The sequence below is a fragment of the Janibacter sp. A1S7 genome, assembly GCF_037198315.1.
Taxonomy (GTDB): domain Bacteria; phylum Actinomycetota; class Actinomycetes; order Actinomycetales; family Dermatophilaceae; genus Janibacter; species Janibacter alittae.
In genome coordinates, this window is sequence record NZ_CP144913.1 from 1,560,365 (window position 1) to 1,584,864 (window position 24,500).

A 24,500-nucleotide genomic window follows, 5' to 3' on the forward strand; every position below is an offset into this window, starting at 1 on the left:
TCCGCAAGCCCCTCAACAGGATACGCCCTGCTCAGTCGGCGAACTCTCCCTTGAAGTGGCAGATAGCGGGAGTTGGTACCCCTAGTCCGGGGACTTGGTACTGACGTTCCGACGAGCCGGTACTCCTGGCGTGCTCAGGAGTGGTCTGCTCGGGGAGAGGTGGCGCACTCGGCGCCGCCTGTTCCTATTTGAGGAGGCTCGAATGGCCGACTACAAGGCCATCATGATGTTGGCTCTGGCCGGGCACAGCTATAGCGAGATCGTCGCCGCGGTGGGATGTTCACGCCGGGAGGTCGCAGCGGTGAAGAAGACGATCACCGCGTATGGGATCACCGCCGGGCAGGCCGCGTCGATGAACCCGGCGGAGATCGCTGGGATGTTCCCCGATGGGCGCAAGCGGGTCTCGGAGGACTACACCAGACCTGACTTTGATCGTGTGCTGGCGAGCCACCACCGGCTACTGGGAGTAACCCTCACCGACCACGGCGCCGGCCCGCCTCACACGCGGGCCGGTACCTGGTCACCAGAACAGAAGTACCACCTCGCCGGACCCGAAGTACCACCCGGGGCTATCCGCCACCTTGAAGTACTCGAAGGTCCAACCGCAGAGGGCCCAGACTCCCATGATCATCCCGAACGCGGCGAGCCAGTAGGCCACCGCGACGCCGAGGAAGACCAGCGCGCCGGACAGCGCGAGCCGCAGCGGCCACCAGGAGTACGGGGCGAAGGCGCCTTAGGCACCCTCCTGCTCGTGGATCTCGCCGTGCTCGTTGTCCTCGGGGCGGGCCGGCAGCTTGCGGCCGACTGCCCAGAGGTAGAAGGCGATCATGAAGCCGAGGGCGCCGCAGAGGTTCAACGCGACCCAGCCCACCGGCTCGACCCAGCCGGTCCAGAAGCCGTAGAGCATCCCGACCGCGACGAAGAAGATGCCGATCCCGGCGAAGAATCCGATCTCGGTCTTTATCTGGTGACCTCTTCCTTCGCGGTGACGGCGGATCGTGCCCGCAGCGTCTTGGGTGCGTACTCGGGATGGTTCATGTCGAAGGTCGGACGCTCGGAGCGGATCGGCGGGATCGACGTGAAGTTGTGCCGCGGTGGCGGGCAGGAGGTCGCCCACTCAAGGCTGCCGCCGTACCCCCACGGGTCGTCGACCTCGACCTTCGGAGCGCTCACGTGCGTCTTCCACACGTTGTAGAAGAAGGGCAGGAAGCTGACCGCCAGGATCAGCGAACCCGCCGTGGAGATCTGGTTGCCCAGCTGGAAGTTGTCCTCAGGCATGTAGTCCGCGTAACGGCGGGGCATGCCCTCGACACCCAGCCAGTGCTGGATGAGGAAGGTCATGTGGAAGCCGACGAACGTGAGCCAGAAGTGCACCTTGCCCAGGGACTCGTTGAGCATCTTGCCGGTCCACTTGGGCCACCAGAAGTAGACCCCGCCAAAGGCGGAGAAGACGATCGTGCCGAAGAGGACGTAGTGGAAGTGGGCGACGATGAAGTAGGAGTCGGTGATCTGGAAGTCCAACGCGGGGCTAGCCATGATGACGCCGGTCAGGCCACCGAAGAGGAAGGTGACCAGGAAGCCGAGCGCCCAGATCATCGGTGTGCTGAACTCCAGCTTGCCGCCCCACATCGTGCCGATCCAGTTGAAGAACTTCACACCCGTCGGGACCGAGATCGCCATCGTCATGACGGCGAAGAAGGGTAGGAAGACCTGACCGGTGCCGTACATGTGGTGGGCCCACACCGAGACCGACAGGGCCGCGATGGCGATCGTGGCGAAGACGAGCGTCTTGTACCCGAAGATCGGCTTGCGGGAGAAGACTGGCAGGATCTCGGAGATCACGCCGAAGAAGGGCAGCGCGAGGATGTAGACCTCGGGGTGACCGAAGAACCAGAAGAGGTGCTGCCACAGCAACGCCCCGCCGCTCTCGGCGGCGAAGATCTGCCCACCGAACTCTCGATCCACACCGAGAGCGATGAGTGCGGACGCCAGGATCGGAAAGGCCATCAGGACCAGCACCGACGTGATCAGGATGCCCCAGGTGAAGATCGGCATCCGAAACATCGTCATGCCGGGTGCGCGCATGCAGATGATCGTGGTGATGAAGTTGACCGCACCGAGGATGGTGCCGAAACCGGCGAGGGCCAGACCCCACACCCACAGGTCACCGCCGACTCCGGGGCTGTACGTCGGGTCGGACAGCGGCGCGTAGGCGGTCCACCCGAAGGCCGCCGCACCGCCAGGGGTAAGCAGACCGGCACCGGCGATGATGGCACCGAAGAAGTAGAGCCAGTAGGCGAACATGTTCAGCCGCGGGAAGGCCACGTCCGGCGCCCCGATCTGCAACGGCATGAGCGCGTTGGCGAAGCCGGCGAAGGCCGGCGTCGCGAACAGCAGCAGCATGATCGTGCCGTGCATGGTGAACATCTCGTTGTACTGCTCGGGATTGTCCACCACCTGCAGGCCCGGGGCCCACAACTCGAGACGGATTACCACCGCCATCAGACCGCCGAGCAGGAACCACAGGAAGCTGGTCACCATGTAGAGGTTGCCGATGACCTTGTGGTCGGTCGAGGTGATGATGCGCACGAACTGGCTCCCGGCCCTCTCGCGGCGGGCGAGGGCCTTCTCGGAGACCTCCGCCTCACTCGTGTTCCGGCTCAATGCACCGGAGATCGTCGACATCAGTTCGTCTCCTCGTCGGTAGTGAGCGCCTCGTCGAGGCGCTTGCGATCGCGCTCGTTGATCCCCTCGCGGTTGAGATCGATGCCCAGGAGCCCGGTCTGGCCCTTGTCCCGCAGGCCCTGCAGGTAGGCCTCGTACTCGGCCGGCTCGACGATCTTGACGTTGAAGAGCATCTGGGAGTGGTACGCACCACACAGCTCCGCGCACTTGCCCTGGAAGGTGCCCGTCTGCGACGGCGTCACCTGGAAGCGGTTGACGATGCCCGGGTTGACATCCATCTTCTCGAGGAACGCCGGGACCCAGAAGGAGTGGATGACGTCACGCGAGGTGAGGACGAACTCCACCCGCTGGCCCTTCGGCAGGTACAGGGTCGGCAGATTCTTCTCGGCACCCGGGGTGCCGTCCAGGTCGGCCATCTGCCCGGTCTCGTGGACGTTGGCCTCGACGTAGTTGAAGTCCCAGCTCCACTGCTTGCCGACGACGTTGATCGTGACGTCGGGCTCCTTCGAGACGTCCTGCAATTGCGACGTTGCCTGCTCGGTATAGAAGAAGAGCGCACCGACCATGAACATCGGCACGACGGTGTAGAGGATCTCCAGCGGCACGTTGTACTGCAACTGGATCGGCAGCGAGCCGTCGTCGTCCTTGCGCCTGCGGTAGGCCACCATGCACCACAGGATCAGGCCCCACACGAGCACTCCCACGGCCAGCGCCGCGACCCACGACCAGATCCACAGGTTCTCCACGAGCACGGACTCCTCGGTGACCCCCTCGGGCAGGTACCCGTTCTTGATGCTGGTGTTGACGCCGACCGCGCTGCAGGCCGAGACGGCCGACAGGGCGGCGACGAGTCCGATCGCACCGATCCCGCGACGTACGCGCGGGGACGTTGTGCTCGAAGACACGGGCAAGGGGCACCTACTACTGGTCCGAAGTTTTCGGAGGGCGCTGCCACATTACCGCAGACCGGCGGCTCTTCGACGAAGGGTGGCACTAGCCTGCAAGCGTGGCGCCACAGACCGATTCGACCCCACCTGACACCCGCGGGGCCGCTCCCGCAGAGGGGGTCCGAGGTCTCCTCGACGCCTCCCCCGGACCCGTGCACCCGTCCGCCCTCGAGATCTGGTGTGCCGTCATGGCCGAGGGTCTGGGCGTGCGACCGGACGAGGTCACGCTGCACGCCAGTGGGGACCAGGCGGCTTGTACCGCACTCGAGGGGCTGGCAAGGGGGCGCCGCCGCCTCTCCGACCCTCCGGTGACCTCCTCGGTGGAGCACTCGGGCCTCCAGCGCTGGTTGCGCGCGGGGGCCGTGGAGCCCGTGGAGGTGGCCGTCTCCCGCACGAGGGACGCTCGACCTGCCGTCCTGGCGCGTCGCGATCACGCAGGAGACCCCCTTCGCCGTCCTGCAGGCCGCCAACCAGGAGGTCGGCACCCGCCAACCCCTGGCTGAGGCACGGTCGCTCGCGTCCGGGTACGGCATCCCCCTCCTCGTGGACGCCCGCGCCTCGGTCGGTCGGGACGCGGTGCCGGGTGACTTCGACGTCCCCGTGGCCGATGCCATCTCCTGGGGTGGACCCCACCTGGGCGTGCTCGTCGTGCGCACCGGTACCCGCTTCTCGCCCACCAGGCCAAGCCAGCGACCGGATCGACCGGATCCGGCGAGGTGGCCGGCTGTGGACATCGTTAGCGACCCTCGGGACCGGCTACCGCACGTGTGCACCTTCTCCGTGCTCTACGTCGAAGACGAGACCATCGTCGACACACTCGCCCGGCACGGGCTGGCCGTCGCCTCGAGGTCCGCGTGCACGTCAGACACGCTGGAACCCAACCACGTGCTCGTCGCGATGGGCGCCCTCACCCAAGGGCAACGTGAGCATCACCCTCCCCTCGAGGTCATCTCACCCAGCCGGTGGATCAGGGCTCAGGTCTCCTCCGCGACATGATCCGGACCCGCGACGTTCCTGCATTTTTGCGGCATGTCGGCCCCCGGTTTTGCGTAACAAATTGGTCACGCTAAGGTTTTCCAAGATTTGTCCGAGATATCCCCTGCCGAGGACGACGTCCTTTTTCATGAGTGAGTATTCGGGTCGACACCGTCCTCCTACACGCGCCGAGCGCCGCGCCCAGGAACGCCGCTCCCGCCTCCCCAAGAGCCTCTCGGCCGCCTACGCGATGCCGACCGCTGCTGCCGTGACTCTGGCGCTCATTGCCGTCGGAGCCACCGCCGCGCAGTCCTCGGCCTTCACAGGGGGGACCGACCAGGCCAGCGCCTCCCTCGAGGCGACCGCGCTGCTCGACGACCCACAACTGGGCAAGACCGCGCGCACCGAGGTGGCCGCGGCCTCCCGCGACAGCTCCAGCCTGTCCGAGCGTCGCCAGGCCGTCTCCGAAGACGTCGTCGACAGCCAGGTCCGCGCCGAGGAGCGCGCCGACCGGGACAAGGAGCGCAAGGAGCTCGCCGAGCAGGATGCCGCCGAGGCGACGGCGGAGGCCGGAGTCGCTGCACCGACCGAGGACGGAGCCGAGGAGTCCGCGTCCGGGTGGGCACGCCCGTTGGAGGGCGCTTCGCTCACCTCCGGCTACGGCTTCCGGTGGGGACGCCTCCACGCTGGCCAGGACTACAGCGCGTCCATCGGCACGCCGCTGCGGGCGATGGGTGTCGGCACGGTCGTCGGCGCCGGATCGATAAGCGGCTACGGGATCTACATCGACATCCAGTACGCCGACGGTTCCGTCTCCCGCTACGGGCACCTCTCCTCGGTCGCCGCCGTTGCCGGCCAGCAGGTCGCCGCCGGCGAGACCGTAGGCTACTCCGGCAACACCGGTCAGTCGACCGGTCCGCACCTCCACATGGAGATCCGCCCCGGTGGCGGCGAGACGATCAACCCGACGGGCTGGCTCGCAGAGCGCGGCATCCTCTGACCGCCCACACCACGTGAACCGAAGGTGTGCTGGTCGGCCCCCTTTTCGCGTGTGGACGTGCTCGCCTCAACGATGCAGAGTCGTGCTCGGCGATTCCCCGTACCTTCGGCGGTAGTGGTCGGCAAAGCGCGATACGTGGCCAAAGCCCCAAGAGTGCGCGACGGATGCCGTCGCGCCATCGGCCGGGTCCGCGGCTGTCAGTTCCTCGTGCGCACCGGCGAGGCGCACGGATCGCATGTAGGCCACTGGGCTGGTACCACGTGCTCACGGAAGGCCTCCTGAAGCGATCGGAGACTGACCCCGGACACCCTGGCCAATTCGGTGGAGGTGTGCGGCGTGCGTGGGTGGGTGCTCGTGGATGTGGTCAACGACCCGTTGAATCCGCTGAGGGTGCCACCTAGGTGGCTGGTGCCAAACGAGCCTCAATCGCAAGCTGGCGAGACAGCACCACTACGCATGGCGTCATTCCACTCAAAGAGCCCCTACATGTAGTGGTGAGATCTACGTTCCCGCAAAAACACCACCCACCTAGGGCAGCTCGTTGATTGTCACGCAGCCCGAGCAGCCAGAACAACGCGAGGTACCCGAAGAAGATCAGGAACCGGAGCAGGTGTTGCGGATCATGTCGCCCTTACTGCGCGTAGCTGTGCATGCCGATGAAGTAGAAGTTCACGACCGTGTAGTTGATGACGATGCACACGAAACCTGCGACGGCGATCCAGTTCGCCATGCGCCGCGGGGTGGTCTTCGTCGCGCGAGCGTGCAGGTAGGCGGCATAGATCGTCCAGATGACGAAGGTCCACACCTCCTTCGGGTCCCAGGTCCAGTACGCACCCCAGGCTTCGCGCGCCCAGATGGCGCCGGCGATGAGGGTGAAGGACCACAGCGGGAAACCGATGATGTGCAGGGAGTAGGAGAACCTCTCCAACGACTGCGGCGGCGGCAGCTTGCGCCAGAACCGCTCGCCGCCCACCTCGCGGTCGCTGAGCAGGTAGAGCCCGCTGACGATCGCGCCGACGGTCAGGACACCGACCGCCAAGGTCGCCACGGTCACGTGGATCGGCAGCCAGTAGGACTGCAGCGAGGGCACCAACTCGTCGGCCGCGACGTACCAGGCGGTCGAGGCGACCATGAGCAGCAGCGTGACGAAGCCGGTGACGAAGACCCCGAGCCAGCGCAGGTCACGACGGGTCGAGGCGACGCTGAACGTCGCCAGGGCGAAGAAGGCACCGGCGACGCTGAACTCGAAGAGGTTGCCCAGGGGGAAGCGCTCGACGGCGATCCCGCGCAGTGCAGCCGAGAGCAGGAGGAGCCCGGCGGCCAGCCACGTGAAGGAGCCGGCGATGCCGGCGGCCTTGCGCGCCCTCATCGGTGTCTCGACAGCGGTCTCTGGACCGGTCTCGGCGTGGGCGTCGCCCCCTTCGTCGCTGTCGCCCACGGTCGGGCCGCCCACGGTCGGGCCGCCCACGGTCGCCGGGACCTTGGCGTCCGCCTCCGCCCGCTCACGCACCGGCACGGCCTGCGCGAGGTAGAGGGCGTAGCAGAGCATCGCCACGGTGACCAGCAGCGCGGCGGAGGCCAGCGCGTAGTTGGCGTACTGGGCCAGCATCTCGTTGTTCATGATGTCCTCGATTCTCCTATGAGTCGGTCGCGCACCTGCTCGACCACCTCGGTCAGTCCCTCGTCGTCGTCACGGCTCATGCCGCCCACCTCGACCCGCACCCGGCCGTCGACCTCGGTCAGGCGCACGAAGACCCGTCGCCGCCTGACGACGAGGGTGACGATGAGGCCACCCAGCGCCAGCAGCGAGGAGATCAGTACCAGTTCCTCGCCTGGGTCATGGCGCACGGAGAAGCCGGCGTAGCGCTCGATGCCGTCGAAGGTGATCGTGCCGCGGTCACCGGGCAGTTTCTTGGTGTCGCCGGGGGTCAGCCACAGCCGCGTCTGGTCGGTGCCGTCGGCCGTCTCGACCTTGTCCATCGACTCGGTGTCGAGGGTGAAGACGGATTGTGGGCTGCCGCCGGGGTAGAGCTCACCGGTGTAGAGGCTGAGCGCCAGCGCCGGCGCCCGGGTGTCGGGGAAGACCGAGATCGGGCCGAGCTCCGGGTCGATCGTCGCCGTGGGCAGGAAGAGCCCGACAAACCCGAACTGCTCGGGCTCGCTCGCGGCGCCGACCTTGATCGCACCGGTGGAGCGGTAGTTGCCGTCCTGCGCGAGGAAGGCTGTGGCCCCCTTGTAGAGGACCTGCCCCTCGGTGTCCTTGACGGTCACGACGGGCGCGTAGCCGTTGCCGAGGAGGAAGACCGTGGCGTCCTTCATCTCCAGCGGCCCGTTGACCTTGATGGCGTCGGTGAACTCCTCACCCTCGATGGGGTCGACGCTCACGTTCGCCTCGAAATCCCGCGGCATGCCGAAGGAGCCTGCGGCCGGGTCCCGGTCGTTGAAGTCGGCGGTCATCTCCTCGACCGTGACGACGAAGGGTACGAGAGAGGACTCATCGACAAGCGGCCCCGGCGCCCAGGTGTCATAGCGCGTGACGGTGCTGACGAAAGACTCCCCGGAAGGGACGATGATGTCGGCCTTCCACCCCCACAGGTAACCGACCGCGACGCCGACGATCAGCACGACCAAACTCGTGTGGAAGACGAGGTTGCCGGTCTCCTTGAGGTAACCCTTCTCCGCGGAGACGCTGACCTCGTCATGGCTGGCGACGCGGAACCGGCGCCCCCGCAGCACCGTGGTCGCGGCCTCACGGACCTCCTCGACACTGCCCTCCACCTCGCCCTCGGCGTGGGCCTCCAGACGGGCCAGACGGCGCGGCGCACGCGGGGGCTTGCCGCGCATGGCGCGCAGGTGGACCCCGGTCCGCGGGATGATGCAGCCGATGAGTGAGATGAACAGCAGCAGGTAGATCGCCGAGAACCACGGCGAGGAGTAGACCTCGAAGGCCCCGAGCTTGTCGAGGATCGGGCCGGTCGTCTCGTGGCGCTCGATCCAGTCCGCGGTGCGCCCGGGATCGAAGTTGCGCTGCGGGAAGACCGAGCCGGGCACGGCTCCGATCGCCAAGAGCAGCAGCAGGAACAGTGCCGTGCGCATGCTCGTCAGCTGTCGCCAGCCCCACCGCGCCCAGCCGACGACACCGAGCCTGGGCTGGGTGATGGTCTGCTTCGGGTCGGGTTTCGTGCCGATCGCCATCAGAGGGGCACCTCCCAGTCGCTGATCAGGCGGATCTGCAGCCACTGGGTGATGGTGTCCCAGCCGCCGGTGAGCAGGAGCAGCCCGACGATGATGAGCAGGCCTGCGCCGACGACCTGAATCGCGCGCTGGTGTCGTTGCAGCCATGCGGAGACCGGGGCCCAGCGCTCGTACGCCGCGGCGATGAGGATGAAGGGCAGTCCCAGCCCGAGGCAGTACGCCACGGCGAGGACCACAGCCCGGGTCATCGAGGCGTCACCGGCGAGGTTGAGCGCGAGCACGGCGGCCAGCGTCGGGCCCATGCACGGTGCCCAGCCGAGGCCGAAGACCGCCCCGAGGACCGGTGCCCCGGCCAGCCCGGTCGCGGGCTTGACCGGTAGGCGGAAGGTCCGCTGCGCGCCCGCCCCGAGGAAGACCAAGGCCATGAGGATCACCACCACACCGCCGATGCGCATCAGCAACTCGCGGTGCTCCACGAGCGCGCGGCCGGCGGTGGCGACGAACATCGACGCGAGCACGAAGACCACTGTGAAGCCCAGGATGAACAGCAGCGCGCCCAGGACCATCCGACCGCGGCTGCGCTCCTCCAGAGCGACGTCGGACAGACCGGTGACGTAGCCCAGGTAGCCCGGCACGAGCGGCAGCACGCAGGGGGTGGCGAAGGAGACGAGCCCGGCCAGGGCAGCCACGAGCACCGCCAGCGGCAGAGCGCCTCCGGCGATCTGATCGCTCAGCCCGGCCGCGAGCGACGACAGCGCTGGGGCCATCATCCGTTGCTCTCGGCCAGAGTGTCCTCGATCATGCCGGTCAGCGTGCTCTCGGTCGTCGCGCCGAGGACGACCGCGGCGATCCGGCCCTGACGGTCCAACACCGCGGTCGAAGGCTGGGTGGTCATCATGCCCTGCATGGCGATGGCCGTGGTGCCGCTCTCGTCATAGATCGAGGGCCAGACGAAACCCCACGTCTTCGCCTGTGCCAGACCCGTGGCCACCGAGGACTCGCGGTAGTCGATCCCCACGAAGGTCACGTCCTCCCCCTTCATCGCCTCGTAAGTGGCGACCAGATGCGGCGCCTCCTTGGCGCACGGGCCGCACCAGCTGGCCCACAGGTTGACCACGACGACCTGACCGCGGTGGTCCGCGGAGTCCCACGTCTTGTCGCGGATGGTCTCCCCGGCAAGGTCGACCGGCTCACCCCGATCCTCCGGCGCGATCATGCGCAGGGCGCCGTCACCCGAGCGGTAGCCGGCGTCTTGGGCCGCATCCGCGGTGTCGGACGAGGACGAGCAGCCGGCGATCGCCATGACGGCAAGGGTGCTCGCGGAGGTGACCACGGTACGGCGGGAGGGACGATGGACGGTCATTCGGGTTCATGCTCCTGAGTTCTTCGTGGCGGGTGTTGGGAGTCGGGCATCACGCGAGGGTGACCCAGTAGTCCCAGAACCTGATGGCGATGAGGACGATGATCACGAGGTACCAGCCGGTCAGGATCGCTGCGCGGTACTCGGTGAGGGTGGTCAGTGCGCGGTGTCCACGTGGAGTGGCCGTGTGTTGGAGGCGCTGCAGGGTGTGGACGGTGGTGTACCAGAAGACCGCGATGGTCACGACCCACACGATCATGCAGTAGGGGCACAGGGCGCCGATGACGTAGAGGGTCTGGTAGATCAGCCAGTGGATGAACAGCACGGCGAGGGTGACCGTCGTCTGGGTGGCCAGCCGCAACCATGGGCGCAGGCTGGTGCCGGTGACGAGGAGTGCTCCGAGCATGGCCAGGGCGGCGAAGCCGGCGACTCCGATGATCGGGTTGGGGATGCCGAAGGCAGCGGCCTGCGGGGTGGTCATGACCGAGCCGCAGGAGAGAATGGGGTTGATGCTGCAGGTGGGGACGTAGTCCGGGTTCTTCAGCAGCTCGTTCTTCTCCACGAGCAGCACAACCGCGCAGACCAGCCCGATCAGTCCTCCGACGAGGTACAGCCGGCCCAGTCCACGTCCGCTGGCTACGGACACGGGTACCGCGGTCGCCGGCTCAGTTTTCGACTGCGGCATCGAGACGGGCCTCGAAGTCGGCGACGCTGGTCGGCTGGATCTTCTCGCCGTCGAGGAAGAACGTAGGTGTGCCGGTGACACCCACTGTCTGGGCATCGCTCTTGCTCTGCTCGATGCGCTTCTTGATGGCCGGGTCCTTCACGTCTGCCCGGTACTGCTGCATGTCCAGACCCAATTCCTTGGCGTAGCCCTGGAAGACCTTCGCCTTGGACGACTCCGAGTGGCTCCACTCGGCCTGGGTCTCGAACAGCTTGTCGTGCATGGCCTCGAACTCACCCTGCTCCTTGGCCGCCTCGGCGGCCAGGGCAGCGTTCATCGAGTTGCCATGCAAAGGCAGGTAGCGCACGACGAAGGTCACGTCGTCGCCGTACTGCTCCCGCAGGTCCTTGATCACGGGATGAGCCGCTCCGCAGGCCTCGCACTCGAAGTCGAGGAACTCCACGAAGACCGCGTCCTTGCCCGAGGTCAGGCGCGGGCTGTCCTCCCGCACCAACGGTTCAGACATGCCGTCGCTCGACCCGGCAGATGTCGGTGCGTCATCGGGTCGGCTCAATGCCACCGCAGCGGTGATCGCCACGAGGACCGCCACGATCATGGCCATGGACAGCTTCAGGCTCTTGCTCACCGGGTTCCAATCGTCAAAGGGTGCTTGTCGCGCGCAGTGTACGGACCGTCCCTGTCCTCCAACTGGGAGCGACGCTGCGCGCGGACCGCTCGCAGACCGTTGGCGATGACGACCACCTCGGCGACCTCGTGGACCAGCACGACCGCAGCCAGGCCCAGCACCCCGAAGAGCGCCAGCGGGAAGAGGATCGCGATCAGCGCCACCGACAGCACGACGTTCTGGGTCATGATGACCCGTCCTCGACGAGCGTGCGCAAGCGCCTGGGGAAGCAGACGCAGATCGTGCCCGGTGAACGCGACGTCGGCGGACTCGACCGCCGCTGCCGAGCCGCTGGCGCCCATGGCGATGCCTACGGTGGCCGACGCCAACGCAGGGGCATCGTTGATGCCATCGCCGATCATCGCCGTCGGGCTCGTGGCCATCGAGGCTTGGATGTGGTCGGCCTTGCCCTGGGGCAGGGCCTCGGCGTGGACCTCCCGGATGCCGGCTTGTCCCGCCAGTGCCTGCGCGGTACGCGCGTTGTCACCGGTCAGCATCACGGTGGACAGTCCTTGCTGGTGCAGGGCGGCGATGGCCTCGGCCGCCTCGGGGCGCAGCTCGTCGCGGATACCGATCACGCCGCACGTGCGGTCGTCGACCTCGACCACGACGAGACTCATCCCCTCGTCGGCCATCGCCTCGGCCTGCTCGGCCAGGCCATTCGGGCTGATCCAGCGAGGGCTGCCCACCCGCACCCGACGTCCCGCCACCGTTCCGGTCAAGCCGTGTCCGGCGTGCTCCTGGACGTCGCTGGCCTCCGGCCGGTCCGGTGAGGCAGCGACCACGGCCGCTGCCAGGGGGTGGCTGCTGGCGACCTCCAGCGCAGCGGCCAGCGCCAGGACCTCGGTGTCGGTATGGCCCCCGATCGCGTGCGTGGCGACCACCTTGGGGTCATTGCGGGTGAGGGTGCCGGTCTTGTCGAAGGCGACCGTGCGGATGGCCCCGAGTTGCTCGAAGGCTGCTCCGGACTTGATGATCACCCCGAACTTGCTGGCGGAGCCGATCGCCGAGATGACCGTGACCGGGACCGCGATCGCCAACGCGCAGGGAGAGGCTGCGACCAGCACGACCAGTGCGCGTTCCACCCAGGTCTGCGGGTCGCCGACCACGAAGCCGTAGGCCGCAACGAGCGCTGCGGCGAGCAGCACCAACGGCACCAGTGGCCTGGCGATCCGGTCAGCCAGGCGGGCCCGCTCGCCCTTGTCCGCATGGGCCTGCTCGACCAGCTCGACCATCTGCGTCAGGGAGTTGTCGCGGCCATCGGCGACCGCGGTGATGCGCAGGGCTCCCGAGGTGTTGACCGAGCCGGCCGCCACCGCGTCACCGGGAGCGACCTCGACCGGGATCGACTCACCCGTGATCGCCGAGGTGTCCAGCCACGAGTGCCCGACCGTGACCACGCCGTCCGTGCTGACCCGGTCCCCGGCGCCGACGACCAGGACGTCATCTCGGCGGACCTGCTCGGCCGGGACCCGCTTCTCACCTGCCGCTCGCGAGACCACCGCGGTCTCTGGGATCAGGGACAGCAGCGCGCGCAAGCCGTGCCGTGCGCGGTCCATCGCGCGGTCCTCGAGCGTCTCGGCGATCGAGAACAGGAAGGCCAACGCAGCAGCCTCACCCACGTGCCCCAGCAGCACCGCGCCCGTGCCGGCGATCGTCATCAGCAGCCCCACGCCCAACCGGCCGCCACCCGAACCGCTGACCAGACGGCGCACCGCACTCGGGGCGAAGGTCCACGCTCCTGCGGCCAGACCGATCGCATAGGCAACCGTCGCAAGGGTGCCGGCGCCTGCCCAGTCCAGCAGCAGACCCGTCACCCAGAGCACCCCGGCGGTCGCCGGCAGGGCCAGCGCCCGATCACGCCACCACGGCGCGAGCTCCTCGGTCACGACCTCGTCAGTGCCGCCACAGCACGCATCACTCATCGCGTGACCTCCGCCTCGAGGACGACAGACGATGTGGCGCCGCAGCACAGCGGCACATCACAGTCCTCGTCAGTGCAGGGCGCCCCGTCGTCGACCGCCAGGACCACCTCCAGCAGCGACTCCAGAGCCCGCGTCAGGTGCGCGTCGGCGATCTCATAACGGGTGCGACGCCCCTCCGGCGCGGTGACCACGATCCCGCAGCCACGCAGGCAGGCCAGGTGGTTCGAGACGTTCGTGCGACTCAGATCGAGATCACGAGCCAGCTGGGCCGGGTAGCTCGCCTCCTGCAACAACATCACCAGGATCCGAGCCCGGGTCGGGTCCGCCATCCCCCTCCCGAGCCGATTGATCACGTCCAAACGAGAAGCAGAGTTCAGCATGCGCTGACCATACATTGGAGGCTGACCTGAAAACGGAGAGGGGGCTCCCCTGAAGGCGACCACATCGCCTCATTTTCAAAATCGCTGCCTGGTGATAGCATCGTTATATGACGATTAATAGTGATCGCGAAGGGCCGACCGCCTTGGAGGTGCCTGACGCTGGTGCTGCGTTGTTCCATGCCCTGGCCGAACCCACGCGCTTGGCACTGCTCGAGCACCTATCCAGTGGTGAGCACCGCGTCCGTGACCTCGTGGACCACATGCACCTGGCCCAGTCGACGGTGAGCAAGCACTTGGCCTGCCTGCGTGACTGCGGTCTGGTGACCGTGCGGGCCGAGGGCCGCGCGTCGTGGTTCTCGCTGGCCGACCCACCACGACTGGCCAACCTGCTGAAGAGCGCGGATGCGCTGCTGGCGGCGTCCGGAGCGTCACTGTCTCTGCGTGATCACCGTGACCACGACCAGCTGGTCACCGAGGAGTTGTGATGAGCGCCAACCACCAGCATGGGCCAGCGGTCGGGACAGCAGACCGCGGTCTGCGCAACCGACTCCTGATCGCCTTCGGCATCACCACGCTCATCGTCCTCGCCCAGGCGATCGGCAGCGTCATCACCGGGAGCCTGGCACTGCTGACGGACACCGCCCACGCCCTGTCCGACGCAAGCGGGCTGCTGGTGGCAGTCGTCGCCGCCACCATGATGCTGAAACCGCCCAACAACAGGCGCACTTGGGGCTTTGCCCGAATCGAGGTCGTTGCCGCCCTGGGGCAGGCGGCGCTGTTGCTGGTGGTCGGCACCTACGCCGCCATCGAAGGGCTGCGCCGGCTGGTCGAGCCGACCCAGGTTCCCGCCGGCGAGCTGTTGGTCTTCGGCATCATCGGCCTCGTGGCGAACATCGTGGCGATGGTGGTCCTCTCCTCCAGTCGCGACGCGAACTTCAACATGCGCGCCGCCTTCCTCGAGGTGCTCAACGATGCCCTCGGGTCCCTCGGCGTGATCGTGGCCGCCATCGTCATCGCCACCACCGGCTTCCAACGGGCAGACACCATCGCCGGCCTGTTCATCGCAGCACTGATCCTGCCCCGCGCCTACCGGCTTCTGCGCGAGACCGTGCGCGTGCTGATGGAGTTCACCCCGAAGGACGTCGACCTGGACGAGGTGAGAACGCACATCCTCGCTCTGGATCACGTCCAGGAAGTCCATGACCTGCACGCCTCCACGGTCGGCACGGGCCTGTCCGTCCTCTCCGCGCACGTCGTGATCGACGACGAGTGCTTCGAGTCCGGCCACGCACCACAGATCCTGGAGCAGATCCGATCCTGCGTGAAGGAGCACTTCCCCGTCTCCTTCGAGCACGCAACCATCCAATTGGAGACGACCGCGGTGCGAGAACGAACGTGCACCGAAGTTGAGCACGCCTAGGGATCCTTCTATGTTCGTCAAACTGGGCTGTTGGCTGTCTCGGTTGCGTTGAGGATCCGGTAGATCTGGCGAGCGAGGTAGCGCTTCAAGCAACGGCGGATCTTGGTGGTGCGGCCTTCGGTTCGTCGTCGCTCGACGTAGGCCCGGGTTTCCGGATCGTGAGTCATGCGGGTGAGGACGGCGATGTGCCGGGCCCGCTTCAGACGCCTGTCGCCGCCGCGGTTGAGGCGGTGGCGGACGGCGTTTCCCGAGGACGCTGGAATGGGGTTCACGCCGGCCAGAGCTGCAAACGCGGCCTCGGAGCGCACCCTGCCGTGATGCGACCAAGCAGTCAGACAGATGGCAGCGGTCACGGGCCCGATGCCGGTCTTCTCGAGCAGTGGCGCGGCTTGGCTGGCTTGGACGAGGTCGCTCATGCGGGCGTCGTTGGCGGCGATCTGCTCGTCGAGTTCGACCACTCGCCTGGCCACTCGGATGGCCTCGGCCCGAGCGGTTGCAGTGCCAAGGTCTTCTTCGCGGGATCGCCAACGGGCCACCGTGGCGATCTGCGTGCGGGTCAGGGGCCGGCGGGCATCGATACCCAGGTCAACGACGCGTAGGAGCGCGATCAGTGCGTTGAGGGTGGCGGTGCGTTCGGCCGTCATGTGGTCGCGGGAGGCGATCAGGACGCGCAGGGCAGCCCGCACGCCCTCGGCCAGGCGCGGGCGGCGCAGCTCGTTAGCGTCCAACGGGAGGACAGCTGCGGCGATGCGGTGAGCGTCCAGCGAGTCCGACTTGCCAAGGCCCCGGTTGTTCCGCGCGTTCATCCGGGCTGCCTCGACCACCTCGTAGCCGGCCCGGCGACTGTCGCGGCCAAGCCGGCACCGTCGGACGCCACGCCCTCGATCACCCACAGTGCCGCCAGATCACCTCCGGTGCGGCGGGCCGCCCAGGCGATAGCGCGGGCCAAGCCTGCGGCCGTGGTGGGGAACTGGCCGGTGTCGATGACTTCACCGGGGGCGGCGAGGATCGCCAGGACGTGATTGCGGGCGTGGGTATCGACACCAATGACGAACGGGTGAGCATGCGCGACGATGGTCATAGCGGCCAGCGACCCCGTCGCCGGTGGCGGGGCTCAGCCCTTGCCGTTGGGCTGCAGCTCACCTACCCGGGCGTGGCGCACGTGCTCCCGCAGAGCGAAGGGAGGCCGTCCGCGGGCCGGGCCACGGGGTGGCCGGACCGTGTCGAGCCGTCATGGCGCGCACCGTCACCGGTCGCAGCGGGGGCAGGTCGTTGGCGCTCTGGGTCGCCGTGGGGAGCGCGGCCCGGGCAGGTGACGGACGTGCCGGTGCCGACACCGTGCCCGCACCCGGGCTCGGGGAGGGCCGCCGTGGAGACGGGCGACGGCGCCGGGGCCAGTGCCGACCGCGCCGCGACGGCGGTGCGCACGGTGGGTGGCCGCCACCCGAGGATCGGCTTGCCGGCGGCGACCCGACGGTCGACGTCGATGATGATCCGCAGCATGAGGCCGCCGGCGAGCATGCCGCCGAGCAGGTCGGTGGGCCAGTGGAAGCCGAGGTAGAAGGCGACGATAACCGCATTGGCGGTGATGAGGCCGACGAGGAAGTTCAGCCGCTTGCGGATGCGCACGTCCGGGCCGGAGTACACACGCAGCAGGTAGGCGGCCGCGCCGTAGAAGAGGATGGCCTCGGCGGCGTGGCCCGACGGGTAGGAGATGCCGTACCACCCGTACTCGAAAACCCCGCCCTGCCAGAAGCGGCCGATGCCGGCCGCGGGGGAGGTGCGGGCCAGCAGCACCTTCATCCCGCCGACACCGACGTAGAAGGCGACCTCGGCCGCGACGACGATGGCCAGTGGGTGCCACGTGCGGTGCTTGCGCGCCAGTACCACGGCAATGACGAGCAGCACGGGCAGGCACACCGCCTGGCCGGCGATGGCGTTGGGGACGGAGTCGAGGAACCCCCACCAGTTCGGCGTGTACCGCCTGGCCCAGTACCCCTGCAGGGCGGCGTCGAGGGACCGCAGCGGCCCGGCCGCGAGAACGGTGACAACGATCAGCGCACCGGCCAGTACCGGGGCGCTCGTCGGGCGCAGCGATCTCGAGATCACCCTTCACGTGTAGTAGAAAATCCTGACAACTTCCTGTGCAACACGCCTTCGGTGAGGGAGTTCACATGCTGTTCACGCCGCTCATCGCGGCTGGGCGAGCTCCTCACGGACGGCCCGCGTGAAGGCCTCGACATCGGCCTCGGTGGTGGCCCAGGCGCACATCCAGCGCACCTGGCCGGTGGTCTCGTCCCAGAAGTAGAAACGGAAGCGCTCCATCAGCCGCTCGCTGGCCAGCCGCGGGAGGGTCGGGAAGACCGCGTTGGCCTCGACCTTCGTGACCAGACGAACACCGTCGATGTCGGACACCGCCTCGGACAGGCGGCGGGCCATCGCGTTGGCGTGCTCGGCGTTGTCGCGCCACAGGTCACCCTCGAAGAGCGCGAGCAGCTGCGCCGAGACGAAGCGCATCTTGCTGGCCAGCTGGGGCCAGCTGAGCAGGGTAGGCCGGCCGTTCGAGGAGCTGGAGGAGGACGCGGGAACCAGTGGTGTCGGCCATCGCCCGCCCCAGCCGGTTCATCGCATCGATCCGTGAAGTCATGTTCAGCACATACTGAATAACACAGTCTCCGCTGACGCATGCCGATCGAGAGGCGAGCCCCGCCTTGGTCTACGCCCCAGGCTCGATCACTCGCAGTCCTCGCTCGCGCATCAGCCGCCAGACTCCCGCCAGTTGCCTTCAGCCGATGCCTGACCGAACGGACCCACCTTGCTTGCCTCGATCCTCCAGGCCATCGGCTTTCTCATGGCCACCAACATCGATGACATCATCGTCTTGTCGCTGTTCTATGCCCGCGGGGCCGGTCAGCGAGGCGCCACGGCAAGATCCTGAGTGGCCAGTACCTCGGCTTCGGGGGCATCCTCGCCGCGGCAGTCCTGGTAGCGCTCGGGGCGCGCAATTTTCTCCCAGAAGGAGCCTTGCCCTACTTCGGCCTCAACCCCCCCCCCCCCCCCCCCCCCCCCCCGCTGCTGGGCCTGTATGCAGTGTGGAAGGCTTGGCGCGGCGACGATGACGATGAGGGCAAGATCGCCGGCAAGCCCGTCAGCGCGCTGACTGTGGCCGCGGTTACCTTCGCTAACGGCGGGGACAACATCGGCGTGTACGTGCCGGTCTTCGCCAGTGTGAGCACCAACGCTGTCGTGGCCTACTGCATCGTCTTCCTGGCCCTGGTAGCCGTGCTCGTCGTGCTCGCTAGGTTCGTTGCGACGCGTCGGGCGATCGCGGAGGTTCTAGAGCGGTGGGAGCACATTCTGTTCCCCATCGTGCTCATCGGTCTTGGTGTGGTGATCCTCGTCGAGGGCGGTGCGTTCGGTATGTGACCTCGGGAGAGGCGTCAGGTCGGGCTCGGCTCCGCCAGTCAGACTCCCTCACGGAACTCCCGGTCGCACTTCTTCCTCTGCTGGCACAACAGTCCTCATTGTCGATGCCTCTACACTCCCGGGGGAACCTCACCCCTCCTTGATTTCCCCGAAAGGCACCATGAATATGACCACTTCGTTCTCCCGTCGAGCCTTGCGGATCGGCTTGTCTGCCCTCTTGGTGAGCTTTCTGACTGTGCTTGGTCTGACCGCCCCGGCACAGGCCCATGACCGCCTGCTCGAGTCCGTTCCCGCTGCGGACAGCACGCTTAACGAGGCACCGGAGGAGATCGCGCTGACCTTCTCGGCCGACGTGGAGAGCATTGGCAGCTCCGTTGAACTCCGTGACTCCGACGGAAACGCGCTTTCCGTCGGGTCCTTGGAGGGCGAGGGGTCCACCGTGACGGCCGACATCAACGACGAACTGACCGCTGGTGATTACGAGGTTCGCTGGCGAGTTGTCTCCTCCGACGGCCACCCGATCAGCGGCGTCACCCCCTTCACCGTGAAGGGCACGACCTCCTCATCGAGCCCGAGCGGGTCGTCATCCGTCAGCGAGTCCCCGTCTACCGCTGATGAGTCCACGTCGACCACGCAGGCCACCGAGGACACTGAAGTCCGCGAGCAGGGCGGAAACAGCGCATCATCCGCGACGGTTCTCAGGGGCGCCGTTGGCGTGGTCGTGGTGCTGGGATTGCTTCTGGCCTTCGTCTGGTGGCGACGTTCTCAACGAGAGCGCTGATCGCATCGTCGCTATCGCTCGGTCTGGCAGCGTGGCTGCCGACTGCTCACTCCTCCTGCCGTGAGCCCGACTCGGCTGCCCGCGTCGGCGCCGACTGTCTGCTCACTGTCTTCATGCGACCCACGGATGGCATGAGCCGGCCTGCCCGAGCGGCGTAGGCAACGAAGTCTGGTCCGTGCACGTCGAGGAGGTATGGCTCCTCGACTCTACCCTGGAGCTCCATCCCGGCGATGAGGGCAATCAGGTCGGCAGCGGATGCGGCATTGGGAGTCATGACCATGACGCCCGCTATGGCCAGGGCCATGGCGGAGAATATCGGGTTGCGAACGGCGGCGAACGCTCCTGTGGTCACCAACCCGGTCCGTTCGGTCGGATCCACTCCGATGCGCCACGAGTTGCCCATCGCCTGCTGTGATGTCAGCACGAACGCCAGCCCTGTCAGGCTCAGCCCGAGGCCGATCAGCCACACCCACGGAGGCGCAGAGATCGTTGATGCGGGAACGAGCAGCGTCAGGAGCGGCCCGGCTACCCCGACGGCGAGGGCGCCTGCGAACAGCATCACGCCCAAGCGACCTACATTGGTGCTGTTGGAGCTGATTCGTCGGATCCCGGTGTCACCGGTTCGCCGATGCTGCTGCCAGGTCCTCACCCCGGACGTGGGTGCCAGGCCAACGAGGTAGACAGTGAGCGCCATGACTGCCCTCGCAGCTGGGGGTGTCGTCATGTCGAGTCCTCCTGGGCGCTCCGAGGGTCAGGGTGCCTTCAACGAGGCGCTCGTCTTCGCGGCCGTGACCAACGCGCCGACGGTGTTCTTCGTGCAGAACAACCAGTGGGCGATCTCCCAGCCCAACGCGAAACAGTTCATCATCCCGCCGTACCAGCGCGCTCGCGGCTTCGGCTTCCCCGGCGTGCTCGTCGACGGCAACGACCCGCTAGCCACCTACGCGGCCGCCAAGGACGCCCTCGACAAGGCGCGCTCCGGCCAGGGTCCGACCCTCATCGAGGCCTACACCTACCGGATGGGCGCGCACACGACGTCCGACGACCCGAGCAAGTACCGCAGCGGTGCGTTGCCTAGATTAGACGTCATGTCCCCCTCCGCGAGTGCCCCCCGCACCACCTCGCGTCCGCTGGCCCTCTTCGGGCTGCTCCTCGTCATGGTGGTCGTCGCCGCGACGGCCTTCGGTGGGGGAGCGGCGCCGCTGGAGCTCGGTGACCCCGGGCCCTTCGTGCGCTGGTCCCTCCCGACGCTGCGGGCCATCCACGACGGCGCGGCCGCGGTGACCATCGGCGCGCTCGTCCTCGCCGCGTTCATCGTCCCGGAGACCACTCGCACCACGCGGCGGCGCACCCTGTCGCACCTGGCCGGGGGAGCGGCGATCGTCTGGTTCCTCGCGGGAGTCGGTGGGATCCTCACCAACTTCGCCTCCCTGGCCGGCATCCAGTTGACCGACCCCAACTACCTGACCCAGCTGGCCGCCTTCATCTGGCAGCTGGACTCCACGCGCACCGGTGTCATCTCCGCGGTCGTCGTCGCGATCGTGGCCCTGTGTGCGCCGGTCGCGGAGTCGAAGGCCGCCTTCGGTTGGTTGTCCGCCGCGAGTCTCTTCGCCCTGCTGCCGCTGGCCCTGTCCGGTCACTCCTCGGCGAGCCTGGACCACATCAGTGGCGTCAACGCCCTCGCGTTCCACCTGGTCTCGGCGACGCTGTGGGTTGGCGGTCTCGTCGCGCTCGTGATCATCCGCCCCTCGCTGGGCAGGCACCTCGCGGTGACCGGGCAGCGCTACTCGGTCCTGGCCGGCTGGTGCTTCGTGCTGCTCGTGGGTTCTGGTCTGCTCGTCGCGTGGATCAACATCGGTGCCCTGTCGGGACTGGCCTCCCGCTACGGGGTCCTGCTCATCCTCAAGACGGTCGCCGCGGTCCTCCTCGGGTTCGCCGGCTGGTGGCACCGGCGCCGGACCATCGCCGCCCTCGGCGACATGACGAAGGGCGCCCCCCTTCGAGGCTCCTCCGTCGCACCTCAGGACAACGCCTTCGTCCGTCTGGCCCTGGGGGAGGTCGTGGTCATGGCCGCGGCCTTCGGCATGGGTGCGGCGGTCGGGCGCACCCCGACCCCGCCGACCGCCGGCGAGAGGCCCAAGAGGTCGATCGTCTACGACCTGTCTGGCTACCTCGACCCGGGCGCGCCGGACTCGATGAGTTGGCTCACCGCGTGGCGGATCGACTGGCTGTGGCTGCCGGTCGCCGTGATCGCGATCGTCGTCTACGTGCGCTGGGCGTTGCGGCTGCGCGCTCGTGGTGACCACTGGCCGGTGATGCGCACGATCAGCTGGGTGCTCGGTTGGCTCGTCTTGGTCTACTTCACCTCCGGCGGCGTCGCGGTCTACGGTCGGATCCTCTTCTCCTGGCACATGGTCCAGCACATGGGCGTGGCGATGCTCGTACCGCTGCTGCTCGTTCCGGGCGCCCCGATCACCCTGGCGCTGCGCGCGCTGCCGGCCCGCAAGGACAAGACGATGGGGCCGCGCGAGGTCATCCTTGCGGCCGTGCACTCGAAATACCTGCGCATGCTCGCCAACCCGATCATCGCGGCGTCGTTCTTCTTCTTCAGCCTGGCGATCTTCTACTACAGCCCGCTCTTCGAGCTGGCCATGCGCACCCACACCGGGCATGTGCTGATGATGGTCCACTTCCTGGCGGCCGGGTACATGTTCACGTGGGTGCTCATCGGTGTCGACCCCGGGCCGAAGCGCTGGTCGCCGATCGCGCTGCTCGTGATTCTCTTCGCGACGATCAGCTTCCACGCGTTCTTCGGCGTGACCATCACCCAGTCCACCGAACTGCTGGCGCCCGACTACTTCGGCCGCCTCGACCTGTCCTGGATGACCAACCCCATCGCCGACCAACGCACCGGTGGCGCCATCGCCTGGGGCGTCGGCGAGGTGCCGACCCTGATCCTCGCGGTCACCGTCGCCTGGCAGTGGTACAAGACGGACGCCAAGGAGAGCACCCGCCGCGACCGCCGCGTCGACCGTGACGGGGACGGCGAGCTCGCCGCCTACAACGCCCACCTGGCCGGTCTGGCAAGGCACGACTCGGAGTAGTCCGCAGTTCAGGGCCGATCAACTGTCTGATGTGACCGCGCGCTCCAGTCGATCGAGGACCTCAGCCGTCATCGCGTAGTCATCCTTACGGCAGTAGCCGAGCATCCTGCGAAGGCGAGTGCAGTCCTTCCTCGTGTGTCCCTCCCCGCGGACGGGGAGTTCGTCGACGGGTCGGCAGCATGGACGAGTCCATCGGAGCACACCAGGAACCTCATTCATGTCAGGAGAGTCGCTCCCGACTCCAAGGCGTAAGATCGGGCGCTGATGACCTCATTCAACGCCATGTCAGTTGCGGCACGTTCTTGGCAGGTGACCACTCGTGGATGAGCCGACCGTGCAGGGGCCGGTGTGGATACCCGAGGCACCGCCGTCGCTGGGGGCCTTCTTGTCCCCTGATCTGCAACCGGTGCCCTTGATCCCGGCTATCGCCTTGATCGCCGCAGTGCTGTACCTGGCTGGTGTGGTGCGGCTTTGGGCCACTGGGCGGCGGTGGCCGGTGGCCCACATGTTCTTGTTCTTGCTGGGGTGTGCGGCCATCATGGTGGTGACTGGTGCAGGCGTGGAGGGGTACGGGCTGCGGATGTTCTCGGTGTTCATGTTCCAGCAACTGACTCTGATGATTACCGTCCCGCCGCTGCTGGTATTGGGTCGGCCCGGCACGTTACTGCTGAGGGCGACCCCGCACCGCTTCGGGGGGCAGCACGTGCTACGTGCCGCCTTGTGCTCTTTGCGTTCACGTGGGGCCAGGTTCGTGATTCATCCGGGGTTCATGGTTCCAGTGTTCCTGATGACTTTCTACGTGTTGTACTTCAGCGACATCGCAGATGCCTTGCTGCCCTATTGGCTGGGGCACGTGGGATTGGAACTCTTCTTTCTCGCCTCGGGGATCCTATTTGCCGTGCCGCTGCTGTCCACCGGTCCGCTGCCGAAGCGCCAATCATATGTTGGGCGGCTCCTCGACCAGTTCGCAGAGATGCCGTTGCACGCCTTCTTCGGAGTGATTCTCATGATGGCCTCCACTCCGGTGGTGGACTTTTATGCCGAACTACCTCCGGAATGGGGCATTGATCCAATGCGCGACCAGTGGCTGGCCGGCGGATTGGCCTGGTCATACGGGGAACTGCCCGCATTGTTCATTCTGCTGTTGATCATGGTCCGCTGGCAACGTGACGAGGCAGCGACGGACGCGCGTGAGGACCGAGAGCGCGAAATCCATGGTGATCCAGACTTGGAGGCCTACAACTCCTACCTGAATCAGCTTGGCCGAGCGAGCCACTGAGGTTTGGTCTGATGATCTGCAAGCTGATGTGGCTGATGTCGAAGCGGCATGACTTGGAGATCACCGACGATCATCTCGAGGCCGTCGTGCACCTGCTGACCAGCTTCTTCGTCCGTCGCAACCTGACCGGGTATCCGCCCACGTACGCGCTGGCGAAGTTGTTCATGACCACGATCGACGCCGTGGGCGACGCGCGCGGCGACGAGGTCCCCGCCGTCGTTGGCGAACGCCTCAACGCCGTCTCGGCTACCGACGAGGAGTTCCGGGCGCGCCTGGCGGGACGGATCTACGAGGAGAACACCGACGTTGCCAGGCTCGTCCTGGCGACGCTGGCCGAGAACGCCATGACCAAGGAGACCGAGGTGGACCTGTGGCGTCAGGAGAAGAACCACTTCGTCTGGACGATCGAGCACATCCTCCCTCAGGGCGACCTTCGGCTCTCCCGGCATGAATGTGGGTGGGTTCGGCCGTTGAGGTCGCGGGAGGGCTTGTGTGGGTGAGGGATCGGGCATCTGGGGGCCCTCGTTCAGGTGCGCACGGGGCGTGGGGCGGTTCAGCCCGGATCCACCGATAAGGCGCCAGTGATGTAGGGAGTTGTGCGGGTCGGAACAGGCGAATGCCCCTCTCGGCGAGGAGAATTGGGACTGTCAAAGGCTCCAGTTCACCAAGCCAAG

The 24,500-nt window shown here is 67.2% G+C and carries 21 protein-coding genes and 5 pseudogenes; 9 read left to right on the top strand and 17 right to left on the bottom strand.

Going from position 1 to position 24,500, the window contains the following annotated elements; genetic code table 11:
• Window positions 1-520 precede the first annotated feature (520 nt).
• The 3 genes and pseudogenes from V1351_RS07475 to coxB form a co-directional block, all read right to left on the bottom strand.
• Window positions 521-907, bottom strand: a pseudogene (locus tag V1351_RS07475) (cytochrome c oxidase subunit 4).
• Between the two features lie 53 nt (window positions 908-960).
• Complete coding sequence (ctaD, locus tag V1351_RS07480) at window positions 961-2,685, bottom strand: cytochrome c oxidase subunit I (RefSeq protein WP_338752219.1); 1,725 nt, start codon at window positions 2,683-2,685, stop codon at window positions 961-963.
• Complete coding sequence (gene coxB, locus V1351_RS07485; RefSeq protein ID WP_338752221.1) at window positions 2,685-3,590, bottom strand: cytochrome c oxidase subunit II; 906 nt, start codon at window positions 3,588-3,590, stop codon at window positions 2,685-2,687. The genes ctaD and coxB overlap by 1 nt, the downstream gene beginning before the upstream one ends.
• Window positions 3,591-4,175: 585 nt before the next feature.
• Between coxB and V1351_RS07490 the strand changes: the two genes are divergently transcribed.
• A complete protein-coding gene (locus tag V1351_RS07490; protein WP_338752223.1) occupies window positions 4,176-4,628 on the top strand; it encodes a hypothetical protein in 453 nt (150 codons plus the stop codon).
• Window positions 4,629-4,755: 127 nt separating this feature from the next.
• On the top strand, window positions 4,756-5,607 hold the full coding sequence (locus V1351_RS07495; RefSeq protein ID WP_338752225.1) for a M23 family metallopeptidase: 852 nt from the start codon (window positions 4,756-4,758) through the stop codon (window positions 5,605-5,607).
• 66 nt (window positions 5,608-5,673) lie between these two features.
• Here V1351_RS07495 and V1351_RS16300 read toward each other — a convergent pair.
• From V1351_RS16300 to cmtR, 9 genes and pseudogenes are all read right to left on the bottom strand, one after another.
• Window positions 5,674-5,856, bottom strand: a pseudogene (locus tag V1351_RS16300) (helix-turn-helix domain-containing protein); the annotation flags it as partial.
• Between the two features lie 382 nt (window positions 5,857-6,238).
• The gene (gene ccsB / locus V1351_RS07500; protein WP_338752227.1) at window positions 6,239-7,228 is read right to left on the bottom strand and encodes a c-type cytochrome biogenesis protein CcsB; all 990 of its coding nucleotides are present in this window, start codon (window positions 7,226-7,228) and stop codon (window positions 6,239-6,241) included.
• Entirely contained in the window at window positions 7,225-8,802 is a 1,578-nt protein-coding gene (resB, locus tag V1351_RS07505; RefSeq protein ID WP_338752229.1) for a cytochrome c biogenesis protein ResB, read from the bottom strand. The genes ccsB and resB overlap by 4 nt, the downstream gene beginning before the upstream one ends.
• Complete coding sequence (locus tag V1351_RS07510) at window positions 8,802-9,572, bottom strand: cytochrome c biogenesis CcdA family protein (RefSeq protein WP_338752231.1); 771 nt, start codon at window positions 9,570-9,572, stop codon at window positions 8,802-8,804. Before V1351_RS07510 ends, resB begins: the two co-directional genes overlap by 1 nt.
• Complete coding sequence (locus V1351_RS07515; RefSeq protein ID WP_338752233.1) at window positions 9,569-10,165, bottom strand: TlpA disulfide reductase family protein; 597 nt, start codon at window positions 10,163-10,165, stop codon at window positions 9,569-9,571. Before V1351_RS07515 ends, V1351_RS07510 begins: the two co-directional genes overlap by 4 nt.
• Window positions 10,166-10,214: 49 nt before the next feature.
• Complete coding sequence (locus V1351_RS07520) at window positions 10,215-10,847, bottom strand: vitamin K epoxide reductase family protein (protein ID WP_422389011.1); 633 nt, start codon at window positions 10,845-10,847, stop codon at window positions 10,215-10,217.
• Window positions 10,828-11,472, bottom strand: coding sequence for a DsbA family protein (locus V1351_RS07525; protein ID WP_338752237.1), 645 nt, complete (start codon window positions 11,470-11,472; stop codon window positions 10,828-10,830). The genes V1351_RS07520 and V1351_RS07525 overlap by 20 nt, the downstream gene beginning before the upstream one ends.
• A complete protein-coding gene (locus V1351_RS07530; RefSeq protein WP_338752239.1) occupies window positions 11,469-13,436 on the bottom strand; it encodes a heavy metal translocating P-type ATPase in 1,968 nt (655 codons plus the stop codon). The genes V1351_RS07525 and V1351_RS07530 overlap by 4 nt, the downstream gene beginning before the upstream one ends.
• Window positions 13,433-13,816: a Cd(II)/Pb(II)-sensing metalloregulatory transcriptional regulator CmtR gene (cmtR, locus tag V1351_RS07535; protein WP_338752241.1), complete on the bottom strand. Its 384-nt coding sequence runs from the start codon at window positions 13,814-13,816 to the stop codon at window positions 13,433-13,435. The genes V1351_RS07530 and cmtR overlap by 4 nt, the downstream gene beginning before the upstream one ends.
• Window positions 13,817-13,923: 107 nt before the next feature.
• On the opposite strand from cmtR, the gene V1351_RS07540 reads away from it, so the two are divergent.
• Window positions 13,924-14,301, top strand: coding sequence for an ArsR/SmtB family transcription factor (locus V1351_RS07540; RefSeq protein ID WP_338752243.1), 378 nt, complete (start codon window positions 13,924-13,926; stop codon window positions 14,299-14,301).
• Complete coding sequence (locus V1351_RS07545) at window positions 14,301-15,236, top strand: cation diffusion facilitator family transporter (protein WP_338752245.1); 936 nt, start codon at window positions 14,301-14,303, stop codon at window positions 15,234-15,236. The genes V1351_RS07540 and V1351_RS07545 overlap by 1 nt, the downstream gene beginning before the upstream one ends.
• Before the next feature lie 17 nt (window positions 15,237-15,253).
• On the opposite strand, the pseudogene V1351_RS07550 reads toward V1351_RS07545, so the two are convergent.
• The 4 genes and pseudogenes from V1351_RS07550 to V1351_RS07565 form a co-directional block, all read right to left on the bottom strand.
• Window positions 15,254-16,317, bottom strand: a pseudogene (locus V1351_RS07550) (IS110 family transposase).
• A gap of 62 nt (window positions 16,318-16,379) precedes the next feature.
• A complete protein-coding gene (locus tag V1351_RS07555) occupies window positions 16,380-17,345 on the bottom strand; it encodes a phosphatase PAP2 family protein (protein WP_338752247.1) in 966 nt (321 codons plus the stop codon).
• An 81-nt stretch (window positions 17,346-17,426) separates the two neighbouring features.
• Complete coding sequence (locus V1351_RS07560; RefSeq protein ID WP_338752249.1) at window positions 17,427-17,753, bottom strand: hypothetical protein; 327 nt, start codon at window positions 17,751-17,753, stop codon at window positions 17,427-17,429.
• Window positions 17,754-17,769: 16 nt separating this feature from the next.
• Window positions 17,770-17,892: pseudogene (locus V1351_RS07565) on the bottom strand (transcriptional regulator); the annotation flags it as partial.
• A gap of 195 nt (window positions 17,893-18,087) precedes the next feature.
• Here V1351_RS07565 and V1351_RS07570 point away from each other — a divergent pair.
• Window positions 18,088-18,662, top strand: a pseudogene (locus V1351_RS07570) (cadmium resistance transporter).
• 166 nt (window positions 18,663-18,828) lie between these two features.
• Entirely contained in the window at window positions 18,829-19,443 is a 615-nt protein-coding gene (locus V1351_RS07575; protein WP_338752251.1) for a copper resistance CopC family protein, read from the top strand.
• Window positions 19,444-19,489: 46 nt separating this feature from the next.
• On the opposite strand, the gene V1351_RS07580 is transcribed toward V1351_RS07575, so the two are convergent.
• Window positions 19,490-20,002 (bottom strand): methyltransferase family protein, encoded by a 513-nt coding sequence (locus V1351_RS07580; RefSeq protein WP_338752481.1) that lies wholly within the window; start codon window positions 20,000-20,002, stop codon window positions 19,490-19,492.
• Between the two features lie 133 nt (window positions 20,003-20,135).
• Here V1351_RS07580 and V1351_RS07585 point away from each other — a divergent pair, with 133 nt between their 5' ends.
• The 3 genes from V1351_RS07585 (at window position 20,136) to V1351_RS07595 (ending at window position 24,326) form a co-directional block, all read left to right on the top strand.
• Window positions 20,136-22,547 carry a cytochrome c oxidase assembly protein gene (locus V1351_RS07585; RefSeq protein WP_338752253.1) on the top strand — a complete coding sequence of 804 codons (2,412 nt, stop codon included), beginning with the start codon at window positions 20,136-20,138 and terminating at the stop codon, window positions 22,545-22,547.
• A gap of 319 nt (window positions 22,548-22,866) precedes the next feature.
• Window positions 22,867-23,826 carry a cytochrome c oxidase assembly protein gene (locus V1351_RS07590; RefSeq protein WP_338752255.1) on the top strand — a complete coding sequence of 320 codons (960 nt, stop codon included), beginning with the start codon at window positions 22,867-22,869 and terminating at the stop codon, window positions 23,824-23,826.
• Between the two features lie 11 nt (window positions 23,827-23,837).
• On the top strand, window positions 23,838-24,326 hold the full coding sequence (locus V1351_RS07595; protein ID WP_338752257.1) for a GmrSD restriction endonuclease domain-containing protein: 489 nt from the start codon (window positions 23,838-23,840) through the stop codon (window positions 24,324-24,326).
• The last annotated feature ends 174 nt before the right edge of the window (window positions 24,327-24,500 follow it).